The organism is Microlunatus sagamiharensis (genome assembly GCF_900105785.1).
GTDB lineage: Bacteria > Actinomycetota > Actinomycetes > Propionibacteriales > Propionibacteriaceae > Microlunatus > Microlunatus sagamiharensis.
Genome location: NZ_LT629799.1, coordinates 3160076 through 3178534, shown reverse-complemented (window position 1 = coordinate 3178534; position 18459 = coordinate 3160076). Strand labels below are relative to the sequence as shown.

General features: G+C 71.5%; 16 protein-coding genes. 10 read left to right on the top strand and 6 right to left on the bottom strand.

Features of this window, described 5'->3' with window-relative positions:
* The first annotated feature begins 98 nt into the window (after positions 1–98).
* The 6 genes from nuoK (at position 99) to BLU42_RS21625 (ending at position 6781) form a co-directional block, all read left to right on the top strand.
* On the top strand, positions 99–395 hold the full coding sequence (nuoK, locus tag BLU42_RS14675; RefSeq protein ID WP_091075780.1) for an NADH-quinone oxidoreductase subunit NuoK: 297 nt from the start codon (positions 99–101) through the stop codon (positions 393–395).
* A 25-nt stretch (positions 396–420) separates the two neighbouring features.
* Complete coding sequence (nuoL, locus tag BLU42_RS14670; protein ID WP_091075776.1) at positions 421–2316, top strand: NADH-quinone oxidoreductase subunit L; 1896 nt, start codon at positions 421–423, stop codon at positions 2314–2316.
* A 10-nt stretch (positions 2317–2326) separates the two neighbouring features.
* On the top strand, positions 2327–3892 hold the full coding sequence (locus BLU42_RS14665; protein WP_091075772.1) for an NADH-quinone oxidoreductase subunit M: 1566 nt from the start codon (positions 2327–2329) through the stop codon (positions 3890–3892).
* The gene (nuoN, locus tag BLU42_RS14660) at positions 3892–5496 is read left to right on the top strand and encodes an NADH-quinone oxidoreductase subunit NuoN (protein ID WP_231918175.1); all 1605 of its coding nucleotides are present in this window, start codon (positions 3892–3894) and stop codon (positions 5494–5496) included. The genes BLU42_RS14665 and nuoN overlap by 1 nt, the downstream gene beginning before the upstream one ends.
* A 126-nt stretch (positions 5497–5622) precedes the next feature.
* On the top strand, positions 5623–6603 hold the full coding sequence (locus tag BLU42_RS14655) for a polyprenyl synthetase family protein (RefSeq protein WP_231918174.1): 981 nt from the start codon (positions 5623–5625) through the stop codon (positions 6601–6603).
* 46 nt (positions 6604–6649) lie between these two features.
* Positions 6650–6781: a hypothetical protein gene (locus BLU42_RS21625; protein ID WP_269457993.1), complete on the top strand. Its 132-nt coding sequence runs from the start codon at positions 6650–6652 to the stop codon at positions 6779–6781.
* Between the two features lie 12 nt (positions 6782–6793).
* Here BLU42_RS21625 and BLU42_RS14650 read toward each other — a convergent pair whose 3' ends face one another.
* From BLU42_RS14650 to BLU42_RS14635, 4 genes are read right to left on the bottom strand one after another with little or no spacing between them, the layout of a single operon-like run.
* Positions 6794–8107: a NupC/NupG family nucleoside CNT transporter gene (locus tag BLU42_RS14650; protein WP_091075769.1), complete on the bottom strand. Its 1314-nt coding sequence runs from the start codon at positions 8105–8107 to the stop codon at positions 6794–6796.
* Between the two features lie 35 nt (positions 8108–8142).
* The gene (locus BLU42_RS14645; protein ID WP_091075765.1) at positions 8143–8949 is read right to left on the bottom strand and encodes a GolD/DthD family dehydrogenase; all 807 of its coding nucleotides are present in this window, start codon (positions 8947–8949) and stop codon (positions 8143–8145) included.
* A gap of 58 nt (positions 8950–9007) precedes the next feature.
* Entirely contained in the window at positions 9008–10993 is a 1986-nt protein-coding gene (locus tag BLU42_RS14640) for a M13 family metallopeptidase (RefSeq protein WP_231918173.1), read from the bottom strand.
* 40 nt (positions 10994–11033) lie between these two features.
* Positions 11034–12380 (bottom strand): hypothetical protein, encoded by a 1347-nt coding sequence (locus BLU42_RS14635; RefSeq protein WP_091075762.1) that lies wholly within the window; start codon positions 12378–12380, stop codon positions 11034–11036.
* Positions 12381–12623: 243 nt separating this feature from the next.
* Here BLU42_RS14635 and BLU42_RS14630 point away from each other — a divergent pair, with 243 nt between their 5' ends.
* From BLU42_RS14630 to BLU42_RS14615, 4 genes are read left to right on the top strand one after another with little or no spacing between them, the layout of a single operon-like run.
* Positions 12624–13724, top strand: coding sequence for an ABC transporter substrate-binding protein (locus BLU42_RS14630; protein WP_091075759.1), 1101 nt, complete (start codon positions 12624–12626; stop codon positions 13722–13724).
* Between the two features lie 8 nt (positions 13725–13732).
* A complete protein-coding gene (locus tag BLU42_RS14625; RefSeq protein WP_231918172.1) occupies positions 13733–14581 on the top strand; it encodes an ABC transporter ATP-binding protein in 849 nt (282 codons plus the stop codon).
* A complete protein-coding gene (locus tag BLU42_RS14620; protein WP_091075755.1) occupies positions 14578–15408 on the top strand; it encodes an ABC transporter permease in 831 nt (276 codons plus the stop codon). The genes BLU42_RS14625 and BLU42_RS14620 overlap by 4 nt, the downstream gene beginning before the upstream one ends.
* Positions 15405–16310: an ABC transporter permease gene (locus BLU42_RS14615; RefSeq protein ID WP_197680450.1), complete on the top strand. Its 906-nt coding sequence runs from the start codon at positions 15405–15407 to the stop codon at positions 16308–16310. The genes BLU42_RS14620 and BLU42_RS14615 overlap by 4 nt, the downstream gene beginning before the upstream one ends.
* A gap of 96 nt (positions 16311–16406) precedes the next feature.
* Here the strand turns inward: BLU42_RS14615 and BLU42_RS14610 are convergent, their stop codons facing one another.
* Positions 16407–17411, bottom strand: coding sequence for an aldo/keto reductase family protein (locus BLU42_RS14610; RefSeq protein ID WP_091075752.1), 1005 nt, complete (start codon positions 17409–17411; stop codon positions 16407–16409).
* 89 nt (positions 17412–17500) lie between these two features.
* The gene (gene rarD / locus BLU42_RS14605; protein ID WP_091075748.1) at positions 17501–18421 is read right to left on the bottom strand and encodes an EamA family transporter RarD; all 921 of its coding nucleotides are present in this window, start codon (positions 18419–18421) and stop codon (positions 17501–17503) included.
* Positions 18422–18459: the final 38 nt, after the last annotated feature.

The following is an 18459-nucleotide window of genomic DNA, read 5'->3' as shown; positions in this document are numbered from 1 at the left end:
CCCGAGCCTGTCGAAGGGCGCCCCCTTCGACAGGCTCAGGACACCGCTTCGACAGGCTCACGGATCGTGGTCAGGCCGATCGACGGAGGAGCGTGGGCATGACCGACCACTACATCGTCCTGTCGGCGATCCTCTTCGCCATCGGCACGATCGGCTTCATGACGCGGCGCAACGCGATCGTCGCCTTCATGTGCGTCGAGCTGATGCTCAACGCGTCGAACCTCGCGCTCGTCGCCTTCTCGCACAAGAACGGTGCGCTGGACGGGCAGATCGCGGCCTTCTTCGTCATGGTGGTCGCGGCCGCCGAGGTCGTGGTCGGGCTCGCGATCATCGTGACCATCTTCCGCACCCGACGGTCGGCCTCGATCGACGACGCCAACCTCCTGAAGTTCTAGAAAGGCCTGGATCTTCGTGGAAACCGTGACGCCCGTCCTCGGGACGGGCTTCTTCACCCTGGCCTGGCTGCTGGTCGCCGTGCCGGCCGCGAGCGCAGCGGTGCTGCTGCTGGTCGGACGCGCGGGGGACCGCTGGGGCCACCTCCTCGGCACCCTGGCGCCGATCGCCTCCTTCGCCATCGGGCTCTGCTACTTCGTCCAGCTGCTGGGGCGTGACGAGGCGTCGCGCTCCGTCAGCGTGCCGCTCTACGACTGGATCAGCTCGGGCAGCTGGAACATCCGGGTCGGCCTGCAGCTCGACCAGCTCTCGATCGTCTTCGTGCTGCTGATCACCGGCGTCGGCAGCCTGATCCACGTCTACTCCATCGGCTACATGGCGCACGACCCGCGCCGGCGCCGCTTCTTCGGCTTCCTCAACCTGTTCGTGGCGGCCATGCTGCTGCTGGTCCTGGCCGACAACTACCTGGTCCTCTTCGTCGGCTGGGAGGGCGTGGGCCTCGCGTCGTACCTGCTGATCGGCTTCTGGCAGGAGCGCCCGAGCGCGGCGACCGCGGCCAAGAAGGCGTTCGTGGTCAACCGCGTCGGCGACCTCGGGATGTCCCTCGCGATCATGCTGATGCTCGCGGCCTTCTCCTCGTCCTCCTTCACCGACGTGAACGAGGGCATCGCGGGGGTGAGCCCGACGCTCGCCACGACCCTCGGGCTGCTGCTGCTCCTCGGCGCCTGCGGCAAGTCCGCCCAGGTGCCGCTGCAGTCGTGGCTGCTCGACGCCATGGAGGGCCCGACCCCGGTGTCGGCGCTCATCCACGCGGCGACGATGGTCACCGCCGGGGTCTACCTCGTCGTCCGCAGCCACGCGATCTTCACCGCGGCACCGGCGGCCAGCGTCGCCGTCGTCGTGGTCGGGACGGTCACCCTGCTCTTCGGTGCCTACATCGGGTGCTCGAAGGACGACATCAAGAAGGTGCTCGCCGGCTCGACGATGAGCCAGATCGGCTACATGATGCTGGCCGCGGGCATCGGCCCGGTCGGCTACGCCTTCGCGATCTTCCACCTCGTCACCCACGGCTTCTTCAAGGCCAACATGTTCCTCGGTGCGGGTTCGGTGATGCACGCGATGGACGACGACGTCGACATGCGCCACTACGGCGCGCTGGCCCGGGCGCTGCCGATCACCTTCGTGACCTTCGCCGCCGGCTACCTGGCGATCATCGGCTTCCCGTTCTTCGCCGGCTTCTACTCCAAGGACCACATCATCGAGGCCGCGTTCCACGCGAGCCCGGTGGCGGGTGTCTGCGCGCTGGTCGGCGCCGGTGTCACCGCCTTCTACATGACGCGGCTGATGCTGATGACCTTCGCCGGGCGCAAGCGCTGGCGGGAAGGCGTCCACCCCCACGAGTCGCCGCTCGTGATGGCGATCCCGCTGATCATCCTCGGCGCCGCGTCCGTCGTCGGCGGCCTGCTGCTCAACGGCTGGATCACCGGGTGGCTCAACCCGGCGGTCGCCGGCGAGGCCGAGACCGAGGGGCTCGTCCACGTCACCCCCGTCGGCATCGTGACGATGGTCGTCGTGCTCGCCGGGGTGGGCGTCGGCTTCCTCTTCTTCGGCCCGCAGAAGGCCATCGCCGACGTCCAGCCCGCCACCCGCTCGCCCTTCGTGCGCGCCGGGCGTCGCGACCTGTACGGCGACGCGTTCAACGAGGCGGTGTTCATGAGGCCCGGCCTGAGGATGACGAACGACCTCCTCCGCTTCGACGGCGCGGTCGTCGACGGCGTCGCCGACGGGACGGGGACGGTGATCCACGGCTTCTCGAGCCGGCTGCGCCGCGTGCAGAACGGCTTCGTCCGCTCGTACGCGCTGACCATGACCGCGGGCGCGGCCGTCGTCGGCGCGATCATCCTGCTCGGTCGGCTGGGCTGAGGGAGGCGACATGAACTACTCGTCCGGAGTCCCCTGGCTCACCGTCCTGGCCCTGCTGCCCACGGTCGGGGCGACCGTGGTGCTGCTCGGCAGCAGCCGGGCCGCCAAGGTCGTGGCCCTGGCCACCTCGCTGGTCACCGTCGTGCTCGCGGTCGTGCTGACCGTCGGCCTGCGTGGTGGCGGCGCGATGCAGCTCGTCGAGGACGCGGTGTGGATCCGCCCGCTGGGCGCCCACTACGCGCTCGGGCTCGACGGGATCGGCGCGACGCTGGTGCTGCTCGCCTCGATCGTCACGCCGGTGGTCGTCCTCGCGACGTGGTCGGACTACGACCGGGCGCCCGACGGGTCGCTCTCGGCGATCGCCGAGGGGGAGACCGCGCGCTACGACAGCAAGGTCTTCTACGCGCTCGTGCTGGCCGTGCAGACCTGTGCGCTCTACCTCTTCCTCGCCACCGACGTCTTCCTCTTCTACGTCTTCTTCGAGGTCATCCTCGTCCCGATGTACTTCCTCATCGGCGGCTTCGGCCCCGGGGCGCGGCGCTCGTACGCGGCGGCGAAGTTCCTGATCTTCGGCCTGCTCGGCGGGTTCGTCATGCTGGCCTCGGTCATCGGGCTCTACGTCGCCTCGGCCGACGCGGGCAACCCGAGCTACCTGCTCTCCGACCTGTCCGGTCTGACGCTGGGTACCGGCCAGGAGCGCTGGCTGTTCCTGGGCTTCATATTCGCGTTCGCGATCAAGGCGCCCCTGGTCCCGCTGCACTCGTGGCTGCCGGACGCGGCCGAGCAGTCCAGCCCCGGCGGCGCCACGATGATGGTCGGGATCATGGACAAGATCGGCACCTTCGGCATGATCAGGTTCTGCCTGGGGCTGTTCCCCGAGGCGAGCCAGTGGGCGACGCCGGTCGTCATGGTGCTCGCCGTGGTCTCGATCCTCTACGGCGCGATCCTGGCGATCGGCTCGAAGAACCTCATGCGCTTCGTCGCGTACACCTCGATCAGCCACTTCGGCTTCATCGTGCTCGGCATCTTCGTGCTCACCCGTCAGACGCTGACCGGCTCGACCTTCTACATGCTCAACCACGGGCTGTCCACGGCCGCGCTGTTCCTCGTCGCGGGCTACCTGGTGAAGCGGCGCGGCTCGGCGAACATCGACGACTTCGGCGGGGTGCAGAAGGTCGCGCCCGTCGCGGCCGGGCTGCTGCTGTTCGCCGGCCTGTCGACGCTGTCGCTGCCGGGGCTGTCGAGCTTCGTCAGCGAGTTCATGGTGCTGGCCGGCACCTTCGGCAAGCACCCCGTGTACGCGGGCGCCGCCACGCTCGCCATCGTGCTCGCCGCGCTCTACATCCTCCTGATGTACCAGCGCACGATGACCGGGCCCGTGAAGCCGGCGGTCGCCGAGCGCGTCACCGACGTGAGCGTCCGCGAGCGGGTGGCCATCGCCCCGCTGGTCGTGCTGATCCTCGTGCTCGGGGTCTACCCCAAGCCCGTGCTGTCGATGATCGAGGAGTCGACCACGCTGCTGCAGACCTCGGTGGGCGTCAGCGACCCCGCCCCCGTCGTGGAAGGGACCCGGTAGTGGGCACCATCGCCGCACCGACGATCGGTTATGCGCTGCTGCTGCCGTTCATCGTCATCTTCGCCGCCGCCTGCGTCGGCATCCTCCTCGAGGCCGTGGTGCCGCGCGACCTGCGCCGGGCAGCCCAGCTGCTGCTGGCCTTCGTCGCCGTCGCCGTCGCGCTCGTCGTCACGGTGTCCAACTGGGCCGCGGGCGGCGACGTCGTCGTCGGCGTCGCCTCGGTCGCGGTCGACGGGCCGACGTCGTTCATCTGGACCATCCTGCTGGTCTTCGGCGCGGTCTCGTTCGGGATGTTCGCCGAGCGCAAGGTGACGGCGGGCGTGAGCGCCTTCGCGCCCATGGCCGCTGCCGTGCCGGGGACGGAGGCCGAGCGCGAGGCCATCGAGGCGCGTCGCGAGCACACCGAGGTGCTGCCGCTGGCGCTGTTCGCGCTGTCGGGGATGATGCTCTTCCCCGCCGCGAACGACCTCATCACCATGTTCGTGGCGCTGGAGATCCTGTCCCTGCCGCTCTACCTGCTCTGCGGGCTCGCCCGCCGCCGGCGCCTGCTCTCGCAGGAGGCGGCGATGAAGTACTTCCTCCTCGGCGCGCTGTCCTCGGCGTTCTTCCTCTACGGCGCGGCGCTGCTCTACGGCTACTCCGGCTCGTTCCTGCTCTCGGGCATCGACGACGCCATCCGCAACGGCGTCGCCGGCACCGGTCCGCAGGGCACCGGGCTGCTGCTCGCCGGCATGGGCCTGATGGCGGTCGGGCTGCTGTTCAAGTTCGGCGCCGTGCCCTTCCACTCCTGGACCCCCGACGTCTACACCGGGGCGCCGACGCCGGTCACCGCGTTCATGGCGGCCTGCACCAAGATCGCCGCCATCGGCGCCCTGATGCGGGTCTTCTACGTCGCCCTCGGCTCGGACCGCTGGGACTGGCAGCCGATGATGGCCGTCGTCGCCATCGCGACCATGGCCGTCGGCTCGGTCCTCGCGATCACCCAGACCGACGTGAAGCGGATGCTCGCGTACAGCTCGATCGCCCACGCCGGCTTCATCCTCACCGCCTTCGTCGGCGCCTCGCAGGCGAGCACCGGGGCCCGGGAGGGTTCGCTGACGAGCGTCTCGTCGGTGATGTTCTACCTCGTCGCGTACGGCGCGGCGACGATCGGCTCCTTCGCCCTCGTGACGATGGTGCGCGACTCCACCGGCGAGGCCACGCAGCTGTCGAGCTGGGTCGGGCTGGGCAAGCGGTCGCCGCTGGTCGCCCTCGTCTTCTCGGTCTTCCTGCTGAGCTTCGCCGGCATCCCGCTGACCAGCGGGTTCATCGGCAAGTGGTCGGTGTTCGCCGCCGCGTGGAGCGGCGGCATGCACTGGCTCGTCGTGGTCGCCGTGGTGATCAGCGTCGTCGCCGCGTTCTTCTACATCCGTGTGATCGTCATGATGTTCTTCACCGACGAGCCGAAGGGTCAGGCCTCCGGCATCAGCACGGCCGCGGTCGTGCGGCCGGGCTGGACGACGCTCCTGGCCGTCGGCGTGGGCGTCGCGGCGACCGTGGTGTTCGGCATCTACCCCGGCCCGCTGCTCGACCTGGCGCAGGCGGCGGGAGAGTTCATCCGCTGAACGGCCTGGCCGCGAACATCTCGGTGTCGCTGGTCACCAGCAGCGGCTGAGAGGCGCGGGGCCGTTGGCCGGGCCGATATCCTGCAGGTGAGGCCGGCCGAGACGGCGCCGCCGTGAAGGAGTGACGTGCTCGCCAGCCAGACGCGCGACCCGGTCTTCGAGACCGCGGTGCGCGACCAGCTCGACCGCATCGAGTCGGCGTTGGTGAAGGCGGCGGACGCCGACAGCCCGATGGTGCGCGAGGCCGCCCAGCACGTGATCCTGGCCGGCGGCAAGCGGTTCCGTCCCCTGCTCGTGGTCCTCGCCTCCCACCTGGGCCCGGCCGCGGTCGACGCCGACGTGGAGCGGGCCGCGGTGGTCGTCGAGCTGACCCACGTCGCGAGCCTCTACCACGACGACGTCATGGACGAGGCCGGGCTGCGCCGCGGCTCGGTCAGCGCCAACTCCCGCTGGGGCAACACGGTCGCCATCCTCGTCGGCGACCTGCTCTTCGCCCGCGCGTCCGACCTGGTGGCCGACCTCGGTCCCGAGTTCGTCCGCCTCCAGGCGCGGACCTTCGCCCGTCTCGTGCAGGGCCAGCTCGCCGAGACCGTGGGCCCGACGCCGGGTCAGGACCGGCTGCGCCACTACCTGCAGGTCGTGGCCGACAAGACGGGTTCGCTGATCGCGACCTCGGCGCTGTTCGGGGCCAAGCTCGCCGGCGCGACCGCCGAGCAGCAGCGGACGATGGCCGAGTTCGGCGAGCAGGTCGGCGTCGTCTTCCAGCTGAGCGACGACATCATCGACATCACCAGCGACGAGACGGGCAAGACGCCGGGCACCGACCTGCGCGAGGGCATCCCCACGCTCCCGACGCTGCTCGCGCGCACCTCGACCGACCCGGCCGACGCCCGCCTGCTCACCCTGCTCGATTCCGACCTGTCCTCCGACGCCGACCTCGCCGAGGTGCTCGGCCTCCTCCGGCGCCACCGGAGCATCGACGAGGCCCGCGCCGAGGTACGCCGGCGGGCCGAGTCCGCCCGCCTCCTCCTGGACGGCCTCCCGGCCGGCCCCGCCCGCACCTCCCTCGAGGAGCTCTGCGACAGCGTCGTGAGCCGTACGGTCTGATCGCTGCGGGTCCTGGGTCTCCTCGTCCGACCGGACCGAGGCGACCATGGCGCTGGTCTCGCGCCGTCACCGCGAGATGAGCCGTCGCTCCTCGACCGCTTCCTGGATCGCCGTGTTCGTGGCGCTCCTGGTCCTGGGCGTGGGTCTGATCGCGGAGAACCGGCGACGCACCCCGTGACCGCGGGCCGGCTCAGCGGGCGAAGACCAGGCCCGCGATGGCGGCGTTGGCGAGGTTGGCCAGGGTGGCGGCGAGGAGGGCGCGGACGCCGACCCGGGCGACGAACCCGCGGATCTGCGCCCGCAGCGAGCCGAGCGCGCCGATGGCGATGGCGATGGAGCCGAAGTTCGCGAAGCCGGCGAGGGCGAAGCTGACCACGACGACGGTGACCGGGCTCAGCGAACCCACCTGCGCGCCGAACTCCCCGTACGCGACGAACTCGTTCAGCACCGTCTTGATGCCGATGAACTGACCGGCCCGGACCGACTCCGACCACGGCACGCCGAGCAGCCAGGCGACCGGCGCCATCACGTAGCCGAGGAGCTGCTGGAACGTCAGGCCCTCCACGCCGAACCACCCGGCGATCCCGCCGATGATCCCGTTGGCCAGCGCGATGAGGGCCACGAAGGCCACGAGCAGCGCGGCGATGGTGACGGCCACCCGGCCGCCGGCCAGGGCGCCGCGGGCGAGGGCGTCGATGGCGTTCGCCGACTCGGTGTCGCGGACGTCGCGCACGTCGAAGTCGTCGTCCGCACCCGTGGCGCGCGGCGCCGCGGCGGGCTCCGGCTCCTCCGCGGGTGCCGCGGTCGAGGACCCGGACCCCTCGACGGCCTCGACGGGCTCGCGGACCGAGTCCGGCCACATGATCTTGGCCATGACGAGTGCGGCGGGCGCGTTCATCACGGTGGCCGCGAGCAGGTACGGCAGCGGCGCCCCGAGCAGCGCGTAGCCGATCAAGGTCGAGCCGGAGGCGGCGGTGAGGCCCGCGACGACGACGGTGAAGAGCTGGGCCGAGGTGAGGCGCTTGAGGTACGGGCTGATCAGCAGCGGCGCCTCGGACATGCCGAGGAACACCACGACCGCGGCGTACATCGACTCGACCTTGCTGACCCGCAGGAGCCTGCCGATGGCGCCGCCGACGTAGTGCGTCGCGAGCTGGATGACGCGGAGGTACAGCAGCAGGTAGATCAGGGCGCCGAGGAAGATGATCACCGGGAGCACCTGGAGGGCGAACGCGACGCCGTTGGGCGCCCCGACCTGGGCCAGGGGCCCGAAGACGAAGTCGGTGCCGCTCTGGGTGTAGCCGATCAGCGTCTCGACCCGGCGCGACAGGAAGTCCAGCACCGCCTGCCCGGGCCTCGTCCGGAGCACGAGGAAGGCGAAGACGACCTGCACGGCGAGCGCGACGCCGACCGTGCGCCAGCGGATGCCCCGGCGGTCGCGCGAGGCGAGCACCGCGATCCCGAGCAGCAGGACCAACCCGAGCAGACCACGCAGCGCGTCCATGGCCGCAATCTAGAGGTACGCGCCGGCGGGAGGGATCAGCGGATGGTGTAGCCCCCGTCGACGACGAGGTCGGCGCCGTTGACCATGTCGGACGCGCCGCAGGCCAGGAACAGCGCCGCTCCCGCGATCTCGCGCGGCAGCGCGAAGCGGCCGACCGGGATCTCCTTCATCGCGGCGTCGCCCTTGGGGCCCGACCACGCCTTGCGCCCGAGCTCGGTGAGCACGACGGTCGGCGAGATGCTGTTCGCGGTCACGCCGCGGCCCGCCCACTCGGTGGCGAGCACGCGGGTCAGGCCGAGCACGCCGGCCTTGGAGGCGCAGTACGCCGCGTGCTCGAGCAGGCCGACGGTCGCCGCCTGCGAGGCGAGGTTGATGATCTTGCCCCGGCCGGCCTCGAGCATGTGCCGGCCGATGGCTTGGCTCATGTAGAAGGTGCCGCTGAGGTTCACGGCGAGGGTGCGCTCCCAGGCGCGCTGGCCGAGCTCCTCGGCCGGCGCGAGGTCGACGATGCCGGCGCTGTTGACGAGGACGTCCACCCGGCCGCAGACCTCGACCGCCCGGTCGGCGGCCGCGGCGGCGGAGGCGGGGTCGGAGACGTCGGCGCGCAGCCCGAGGGCGTCCCGGCCGAGCTCGGCGGCGCGCCGTTCCGCGGCGTCGCCGTCGAGGTCCACGACCACCACCCGTGCGCCCGCGTCGGCGAAGACGTCGGCCACCGCCGCCCCGATGCCGGACGCCCCGCCGGTGACGAGCGCGACGCGCCCGTCCAGCCGGAAGGTCAGGTCGACCCGGGGCTCGGCGGTCTCGGAGGTCTCGGCGGCGTCGGTGCTCTGCTCGGTGCTCACGACCTCATCCTCGCGACCGTGGCGGCGGGACGCGGGGCCGGGTCGTCGGCGGACGACGTCACCAGATGCTGACGCGCTGCTCCGGGTCGAGCCACAGGCCGTCGCCCGGGGCCAGGTCGAACGCCGCGTAGAAGGGGTCGAGGTTGCGGACGATCTGGTTGCAGCGGAACTCCGGCGGCGAGTGCGGGTCGGTCGCCAGGCGCTGGCGGACCAGCTCGTCGCGGCTCTTGGTCTGCCAGACCGTCGCCCAGGACAGGAACAGCCGCTGGTCGGGGGTGTAGCCGTCGATCTCGCCCGCCTCCGCGCCCTCCTGGGCGATCGCGTGGGCGAGGTGGGCGATGGCCAGGCCGCCGAGGTCGCCGATGTTCTCGCCGATGGTCAGCGAACCGTTGACGTGCAGGTCCGGCGCCTGCTGCGGGCTGAGGGCGTCGTACTGCTCGACGAGCACCTTGGTGAGCTCCTCGAAGGCGGTGCGGTCGGCGTCGGTCCACCAGTTCTGCAGGCGGCCGTCGCCGTCGCAGGTCGAGCCCTGGTCGTCGAAGCCGTGCCCGATCTCGTGGCCGATGACCGCGCCGATGCCGCCGTAGTTGACCGCGTCATCGGCGGTCTCGCTGAAGAACGGCGGCTGCAGGATGGCCGCGGGGAAGACGATCTCGTTGCGCAGCGGGTGGTAGTAGGCGTTGACCGTCTGCGGCGTCATCAGCCACTCCTCGCGGTCGACCGGCGCGCCGATCTTGGCGATGTCGCGCTCGACGGAGAAGGCCGTGGCGCGCTCCACGTTGCCGATCAGGTCGCCGGGGACGATCTCGAGGCTGCTGTAGTCGCGCCAGCGCGTGGGGTAGCCGATCTTGCTCCGGAACTTGCCCAGCTTGTCGAGCGCTCGCTCGCGGGTCTCGTCGGTCATCCACTCCAGGCCGGTGATGGAGCGCCGGTACGCCTCGATGAGGTTGGCGACCAGGGTGTCCATCCGCTCCTTGGCGACGGGGGAGAAGTGCCGCTCGACGTACACCCGGCCGACGGCCTCGCCGAGCGCGCCCTCGACCAGGTCGACACCGCGCTTCCAGCGCTCCTTGAGCACCGGCGTGCCGGACAGGACGGTGCCGTAGAAGCCGAAGCGCTCCTGCACGAAGGCGGAGGCGAGGTAGGGCGAGCGCGACGAGACCAGGCTCCAGGCCGCCCACGAGCGCCAGTCCGGCAGCCGCTCGGGCGTCAGCAGCCCCGCGACGTCGGAGAAGAACGACGGCTGGGTCACGACGAGCTCGGCGACGGCCTCGTGCGGCACCCCGAGCCCGTCGAGCCAGGCGACGAAGGGCAGCCCGGGCGCGGACTCCTCGAGCTGGCGCAGGGTCATCAGGTTGTACATCTCGCGCAGGTCGCGCGTGCGGACCTTGTCCCAGTGGCAGGCCGCCACATCGGTCTCGAGCGCGAGGACCGCGTCGGCCCGGGCCTCGGCGTCGTCGAGGCCGGCGAGGGCCAGCGAGCGGGCGACGTGGTCGCGGTACGCCCGGCGGATGTCGGCGTAGTCCTCGAGGCGGTAGTACTCCTCGTCGGGCAGCCCGAGGCCGCCCTGGCCGACGAACATCACCGAGCGGGACGGGTCGCCCGGGTCGGACTCGGCCTCGAGGTCGAGCAGGCCCCGGACGCCGCGGCGGGTGTGGCGCCCGACCAGGCCGAGGAGCTCCTCGGCCGAGCCCACCGCCGCGATCGCGGCGAGCGGCTCGGCGAGCGGCGAGGCGCCCGCCGCCTCGACCGCGTCGGCGTCCATGAAGCTCGCGTAGAGGTCGGCGATCTGCTGGGCCTCGCTGCCCACCGCACCCGGCTCGATCGTCGTGATGATGTCGCGCACGGCCTGCTCGGAGGCGTCGCGCAGCTGCACGAACGCGCCCGTCATCGGCTTGTCCTCCGGGATCGGCGTGCGCGCGATCCAGGCCCCGTTGACGTGGCGGTAGAGGTCGTCCTGGGGGCGGACCGCGGGGTCGAGGTCGGACACGTCGAGCGCCGGGACGTCGGGGGTGGGCACGGTCTCGTCAGCGGTCTGCGTCACGGCTGCGATGCTACTGACGGGCTCCGACGCCCCGGGGTGCTCAGCCCTCGAGCTTGACGCTCACGCTCGACTTCGACAGGTCGGCCACCGCGCTGAACGAGTACAGCCCGGTGACGTCGCTGTCCACGGTCCCGGTCCGGCCGTTCTGCGAACCGCGGAACTTGATCCGGTACTCGGGGTAGAAGGTGCCCTCCGCCACGGTGGGGTCGGTGCTGTCGAGCCGGAGCTTCGCGTTGCGGAACGGGTCCTTCGTCACCCGCCACCGCACGGTGCTCTCGTCGACCTTGATGCCCCGCGTGTCGTCGATCCGGTTGGGGCAGCCCTTCGGCTTGAGCTTGTGCTGCTTCAGGCAGGACTCGAAGGCCGACTTCGTCTTCGACAGCACGGCCTTCGACCCGTCCTTCGTCAGCGTCGGCTGGAGCTCCTGGGGGAGCGAGACGTACTGCTCGGTCGCCACGAGCTTGTTCGACGAGCCGTAGGAGACCCACTTGGAGCCGGTGGTGAAGACGTACGTCCCGGGGACGAGGAACACGCTGTCGGCCTCCACCTTGGTCCCGTTGACCAGCATCGGCAGCGTCTGCGCACGGCGGTAACCCACGCTGACCTCGCTCACCCCGTCGTAGACCTTCCAGTTGTCGCCGTCGCGGAAGGGGGTGAACTCGCGGGTGTAGGACTTGCCGCCGAGCGAGAAGGTCGCCGGGACGGTGGCGGCGGTCATCTGGTCCACCTCGGGCACCGAGATGTCCGTCATCGGGGCGATCTTCGACGACGCCTGCAGGGCCACGTCGGTCAGGAAGGTGGTGTCGGACGGCGGCTTGTAGACGTAGCCCAGCGCGCGGGCGGAGTCGTTGGCGGCGACCGCCTCGAGGAACCCCCGGACGGCGTCGGAGGGCTTGCTCGCCTCGGGCGCCTGGCTCGTCGACGAACCGCCCGCGCTGTCGTCGCGACCACCGAGGTTCACCGCGACCGCGACCACGGCGAGGACCAGGGCGAGCGCCCCGGCGCCGATGAGCACGAGGAGCCCGGTCCGCTTCTTGGGACCCTGCGGCTGCGGGGGCTGGCCGTACGGGGGCCGGCCGGACGGCGGCTGCGCCCCGGGGCCGTACGGGCCACCCGGCTGCCCGGGGCCGTACGGTCCGCCGGCGTACCCCTGCGGACCGGGTCGGCCCGGCTGCCCGGGGTAGCCGCCCTGCTGCGGGTAGCCCTGGGGCCCCTGCTGCGGGTAGCCGCCCTGGGGGTACCCCTGAGGTCCCTGCGGGTAGCCGCCACCGGGAGCCGGCGGGTAGCCGCCCTGCGGCCCGCCCTGCCCGGGCTGCTGAGCACCCGGGCCGCCCTGCGGGCGCCCCTCGGGCTGGTCCTGCGGGCGGTCCTGCGGCGGTTGGCTCATGGCTCGTGCTCTTTCGTGCTGGCTGTGCGTGCGGGTGCTCGGCGCGCGACACCCTAACGGTCCGGGGGTCCGTGGGCGGCGAGTTCGGCGGCCTCTCAGCAAAGTCACCCGCGCCGCAGAAACCTGGCCGTCACACGGCTGGAACCGCACCGCCAAGACCGGCTGAGAGGTTGTGCGCGGGCCTCTCAGGGGAGGGCCCGCACTCTTGCACCGCACCGCCGAGCACCGCCCGTGGAGGCACCCGTGACCTGGTTCGAGCCGACGTCCACCCGCCGCCGCTTCCTGGCCAGCAGCGGCCTGGGAGCGCTCGCGCTCGGCGCCCTCGCCGCCTGCGGGGGCGGCAGCGCCGCGCCCGCCGGCTCGGCGAGCAGCAGCGCCGCCGCCGCACCGAGCTCGGTCGCCCCCGGCACGTACGGCAAGCTCTCGCTCCAGCTGTCCTGGATCAAGAACATCGAGTTCGCGGGCGAGTTCTTCGCCGACTCGAAGGGCTACTACACCGACGCCGGCTTCGAGAGCGTCGACCTGGTGACCGGGCCCGTGGACAGCGCCGACGCCCTCGTCGTGGCAGGCACCGTCGACGTCGGCCTGTCCGCGCCGGACGCCACCGCCCGCCTGGTCGCCGAGCAAGGCGCCCCGCTCAAGATCATCGGTGCCACGTTCCAGAAGAACCCCTTCTGCATCCTCTCGCTGGAGGAGGGCAAGCCGATCCGCACGATCGCCGACCTCGCCGGCAAGACCATCGGCATCCAGGCGGGCACCAACCAGTCGATCTTCGAGGGCCTGCTCAAGGCGAACAACGTCGACCCGTCGACGATCAAGACCACGGTCGTCCAGTACGAGCCGACGCCGCTGACCGAGAAGAAGATCGACGGCTTCATGGCCTACCTGACCAACGAGCCGTTCATCGTCAAGTCCAAGGGCTTCACCCCGGTCACGCTCAGCTTCGCCGACAACGGCCTGCCGCTCGCCTCGGAGACCTTCGTGGTGCTCCAGCAGACGATCGAGGAGGACCGCGACAAGCTCAAGGCCTTCCTGACCGCCGAGATCAAGGGCTGGAAGGACGCGGTCGCCGACCCGGCCGCCGGCGCCAAGCTGGCCGCCGAGACGTACGGCAAGGGCCTCGGGCTCGACGTGGCCGGGCAGACCGAGCAGCTCGAGGCGCAGCTGAAGCTGATCGTCTCCGACGACACGAAGGCGAACGGGCTCTTCACGCTCACGCCGGACTTCCAGGAGAAGATCGTCGCGGCCATCGGTGCCCTCGGCACGACGATCACCGCGGCGGACCTCTTCGACATGAGCCTGCTCGACGAGGTCTACGCCGCCGACGCGAGCCTGAAGGCCTGAGCGCCGCGGTGGAGGTGCTGCCCGCGGACGGCCTGGTGGAGCCCGCACCGCTCGCGACCCGGGACCCGTCCGGGGAGCCCGGTGCGGCGACGGGGCTCAACCTGCAGGGGCTGAGCAAGACCTTCGCGCTCGGCCGCACCCAGGTCCACGCGCTGGCGCCGACGGACCTCGGCACGGCGGAGGGCACCTTCCTGTCGCTGCTCGGGCCGTCGGGCTGCGGCAAGTCGACGATCCTGCGCATCCTCGCCGGCCTCGAGAGGCCGACCTCGGGGAAGGCGCTGATCAACGGGATGTCGACGGGACAGGTGCAGCGCGAGCACCACCTCGGCATCGCCTTCCAGGACGCCGCCCTGCTGCCCTGGCGGACCGTGGAGAGCAACATCCGGGTGCCGCTCGAGGTGGCCGGGATCCGGCCCGAGCCCGGCCTGGTGGAGGACCTCATCGCCCTCGTCGGGCTGCAGGGCTTCGAGAAGGCCAAGCCGGCGCAGCTCTCCGGCGGCATGCGGCAGCGCGTCGCCATCGCCCGCTGCCTGGTGGTCAAGCCGTCGGTGATGCTGCTCGACGAGCCCTTCGGCGCGCTCGACGACATGACCCGGCAGCGGCTGAACGTCGAGCTGCTGCGCATCTGGACCGAGAAGCCCGCGACCACGCTCATGGTGACGCACGGGATCGCCGAGGCGGTCTTCCTCTCCGACGTCGTCGCCGTGATGAGCCCGCGCCCCGGCCGGGTCGTGGAGGTCGTGGAGATCGACCTGCCGCGCCCGCGCACACCCGACCTGATGCGCACGCCCGAGTTCCACGCCTACCACGACCGGCTCTCGGAGGTCCTGTTCGGCCGGGCCGGGGCGGACGGGTGAGCACCGACCAGGCCGCCGCTCCCGCAGCGGGTGTCGCGCGACCCACCGCGGTCCCCGGCTGGGTCGGCGGGGTCATCGGCGTCGTCGCCATCGTCGTCGTCTGGTGGGTCGCGTCCCAGACCCTCTTCACCGCCAGCGGCGCCATCCCGCACCCGGCCGCCGTGCTGGCCAAGGTCGTCGCGCCGGTCACCTGGTCCGACACCCTGGCCAACCTGTCGGGCACGCTGGTCGCGGCCGCCGAGGGCTACCTGGTCGGGAACGTCGTCGCGCTCGTCCTCGCCGCACTCGTGCTGCTCGTGCCGCGCCTGGAGCAGGTCGTCACCCAGGTCGCGATCGTCACCTACTGCCTGCCGCTCGTGGCCATCGGCCCGATCCTGGTCATCGTCGCCGGGCGGGACGCCCCCTCGGGCGCGTCCGTCGCCCTGGCCGCGCTGAGCGTCTTCTTCACCACCGTCGTCGGCGCGCTGCTCGGGCTGCGCGCGGCGCCGACGACCACCCTCGACGTCGTCGCGGCGTACGGCGGCTCCCGGCTGACCCAGCTGCGGATGGTCCGCCTCGTCGCGGCGCTGCCCAACCTCTTCGGCGCGCTGAAGATCGCCGCGCCGGCGGCCTTCCTCGGGGCGGTGCTGGCGGAGTACCTCGGCAGCGGCGGGGACAAGAGTCTCGGCCGCGCGCTCATCGCGGCGCAGAGCAACTCCGACGCCCCGCAGCTGTGGTTCCTGGCCCTGGTGTCCGGTGGGGTCGCGGGGCTGGCGTACGCGCTGATCGGCCTGGTCGGCCGCCTCGTCACGCCGTGGTCCTCCGGCTCCGACGGGAGCCGCCCGTGACCGCCGCGGCCGTGCCCACGGTCGGGGAGACGGGCGCCACGTCGCAGACCTCGGGGGCCGGCGTCGCCGCCGCGGCGCTCCGTCGGCTCGGGGCCTCCCTGCTCGTGGTCGTCGTCGCCCTCGTCGTCCTGGCCGTGCTCTGGGTCGCGCTCCTGCGGCTGCTCGACGTGTCGACGTTCGTCGGCAAGACGCCCTTCGACGTGTGGTCCTACCTCGTCGCCGAGACGCCGCCGCGGGCCGTGCGGGCCTCGTCGATCACCGCCGAGGCCGCCCGGTCCCAGCTCCTCGGGGCGTGGCTGGTGACGCTGGCCGACGCGGCGATCGGCTTCGCGACCGGCCTGCTCGTGGCGAGCGTCGTCGCGGCGCTCTTCGTCGTCGTGCGGCCCTTCGAGTTCGCGTTCATGCCGATCGCGATGCTGCTGCGCTCGGTCCCGCTGGTCGCGATGGCGCCGGTGCTTCTGCTGATCTTCGGCCAGGGCCGGCTCGGCGTGGCCACGATCGGGGCGATCGTCGTGCTCTTCCCTGCGCTGGTGAACATCGTGCTCGGGCTGCGCTCGGCCTCGCCGCTGGCGCTCGACCTGGTCAAGGTCAACGGCGGCGGGGAGCTGAAGGCCCTGCTGCTGGTGCGGGTCCCCTCGGCGCTGCCCGCGTTCTTCGCCTCCGTACGGATCTCCGTGCCCGGCGCGATCGTCGGCGCGATGCTCGCCGAGTGGCTGTCGGGGTTCACCGGGCTGGGCGGGATCCTCAACGCCTACAAGGGCCGCGGCAACTTCTCCGGCGTCTGGGCGATCGTCGTCGTCTCCGTCGTCACCTCGATCGTCGGCTACGCGGTCGCCGCGGTCGTCGAGGCCGCCGCCCTGGCCGCCTGGGGCCCCGAGGCGGGCCGCTCCGCGCGTCGCTGAGCGGCTTCGCCCGTACCCAGGTCAGCCGCCTCGAACTTCTCGCCTTCTGTGCACCGCTGCGGTGCACAGAAGGCGAGAAGTTCAGCGGAGCACCGCTCAGCTGGGGCGCGACTCCGGCGACTGGGTCTTGCTCGCGTCGGTCTCGGGGAGGTCGCCGAGGACCTCGTCGATGCGGGACAGCACGTCGGCCTCGAGCTTCACACCGCTGGCGCCGGCGTTGTCCTCGACCTGCGAGGGCCTGGAGGCGCCGATGATCGCGGTGGCGACGTTGTCGTTCTGCAGCACCCAGGCCACGGCGAGCTGGGCCATGGACAGGCCGAGGTCGCTCGCGACCGGCTTGAGCTCCTGCACGCGGCCGAGGAGGTCGTCGTTCATGAAGCGGCTGATCATGTCGGCGCCGCCCTTCTCGTCGGTCGCCCGCGAGCCCTCGGGCAGCGGCTGGCCCGGCACGTACTTGCCGGTCAGGATGCCCTGCGCGATGGGCGAGAAGACGACCTGGCTGAGGCCGAGCTCCTTCGAGGTCGGGACGACCTCGCCCTCGATGACCCGCCAGAGCATCGAGTACTGCGGCTGGTTGGAGATCAGCGAGAAGCCGAGGCCGCGCGCGAGCTCCTGGCCCTGGCGGATCTGGTCCGCGGTCCACTCGCTGACGCCGATGTAGAGGGCCTTGCCCTGGCGGACGACGTCGGCGAAGGCCTGCATCGTCTCCTCGAGCGGGGTCTCGAAGTCGAAGCGGTGCGCCTGGTAGAGGTCGACGTAGTCGGTGCCGAGCCGGCTCAGCGAACCGTTGATCGACTCCATGATGTGCTTGCGCGACAGCCCGGAGTCGTTGGGCCCGGCGGGGCCCGTCGGCCAGTACACCTTGGTGAAGATCTCGAGCGACTCGCGCCGCTCGCCCTTGAGGGCGTCGCCGAGGACGACCTCGGCCTTGGTGTTGGCGTACGCGTCGGCGGTGTCGAAGGTGGTGATGCCGGCGTCGAGCGCGGCGCGCACGCACTGCGTGGCGATCTCGTTCTCGACCTGGGACCCGTGGGTCAGCCAGTTGCCGTAGGTGATCTCGGAGATCTTGAGGCCGGAGTTGCCCAGGTAACGAAAGTGCATGGGTCCCGTTATACGTGGCCGCCGCGCGGGCGCTCGGGGTGGGTCTACAACGATGCAGAAGAACGATGCAGAAGTCGACCCCGCCGAGGTCAGACCTGGGCGGGCTCGGCCTCGGGTGCTGCGGTGCTCGTCCGGCTGCGGCGGGCGCGGCGCAGGCCGTCGACTGACATGATCACCAGGGCCACCCACACCAGCCCGAACCCGACCCAGCGGCCCGGCGACATCGCCTCGCCGAAGTAGGTGATGCCGAGGACGAACTGCAGCGTCGGCGCCAGGTACTGCAGCAGCCCGAGCGTGCTCAGCGGCAGCCGGGTCGCGGCGGAGGCGAAGAAGAGGAGCGGCACCAGCGTGATGAACCCGGTCGCGACGAGCAGGAGGCTGAAGCCCCAGCCCAGGTGGCCGAACGTCGCCCGCCCGGTCACCTCGAGGAAGCCCAGGTAGACCAGCGCGATCGGCGTGAGCAGCGCGGACTCCACGGCCAGGCTGTCCACCGCGCCGGCGCCGAGGCGGTTCTTGATGAAGCCGTACGTCGCGAAGCTGACGGCGAGCACGAGCGCGATCCAGGGCAGCGTGCCGTAGTCGACGGTCAGCACCACCACCGCGGCGACGGCGAGCCCGAGGCTCACCCACTGGGCGCGGCTCAGCTTTTCCCGCAGCACGACGACGCCGAGGACGATCGAGAGGATCGGGTTGATGTAGTAGCCGAGCGCGGTCTCGACGACGTGGCCGTGGTTGACCGACCAGATGTAGGTGCCCCAGTTGACCGAGACGATCGCGGCGGCGGAACCGAGCAGCACCAGGGTGCGGCGGTGGCCCATCCGGGACCAGAAGCCGCGGCGGACGACGGTCAGCACGAGCACCAGGGAGATCACGAAGGACCAGACGATGCGGTGCGCCAGGATCTCGAGCGAGCCGGCCTGCGCGACCAGCGGCCAGAAGAGGGGGACCGCACCCCAGACCGCGTACGCCGCCAGCCCGTAACCGATCCCGCGGCGTCCCTCGTCGGACATCTGCCCTCCTCTTCCCGCCAGGAGGCTAGCCCCTCTAT